A 556-nucleotide genomic window follows, 5' to 3' on the forward strand; every position below is an offset into this window, starting at 1 on the left:
GTTGGCCGTGATTGGGAATTTACTAATTTTAAAGTGGCGCGATTTTCAGGCTTTCAAGGGGCTGGAGGGCATCAAAGGCCACTAAAGCGGGCAACTTGCAGAAAAAGAGCCAAAGGCATAAATGGAGTTTGGGCCAGAGAAGTCTTGCCTGGGCGATGCCGGAAGAAAGCCAGCGCTTTCGGACGGGGGCGTCCAGGCAAGACTTTGGTGAGGCGAAGTTAGCGTCGGGAATTGACAAAGTCAAGGGGCTAGCTTCGGCACGAGTGGCTCTTTTTCAGCAAGTTGCCAGCAATAGAGAGGCCAATGATTGGTTAGTCTTTCTTTAGGCCATCCCGAGCCTGACGCCTGTGGCAACGTCGCTAATACCCCGCTATTAACGGCATTGCCTCCGGCTAAAGCGCCACTTGGGGATTGATTTTTAAAAGGTGTAAAACTTCCCAACCATCCGGGTTGCTTTTCCCTTATTAAAAAACACACAGTGCCGGGAGAAAAAGGGAAAACAACCCCGGCCAACACTGCCTAGCAGACACCTTAGCAAGTGAAACAAGCCAAAGCG

General features: G+C 51.1%; 1 protein-coding gene. It reads left to right on the forward strand.

The features are described from left to right. The coding region (locus tag LN995_RS21750) for a hypothetical protein (RefSeq protein WP_229963193.1) at positions 1–222 on the forward strand (222 nt) is incomplete at its 5' end. Positions 223–556: the final 334 nt, after the last annotated feature.

This window comes from Pontibacter silvestris, assembly GCF_020907275.1.
Lineage (GTDB): Bacteria > Bacteroidota > Bacteroidia > Cytophagales > Hymenobacteraceae > Pontibacter > Pontibacter silvestris.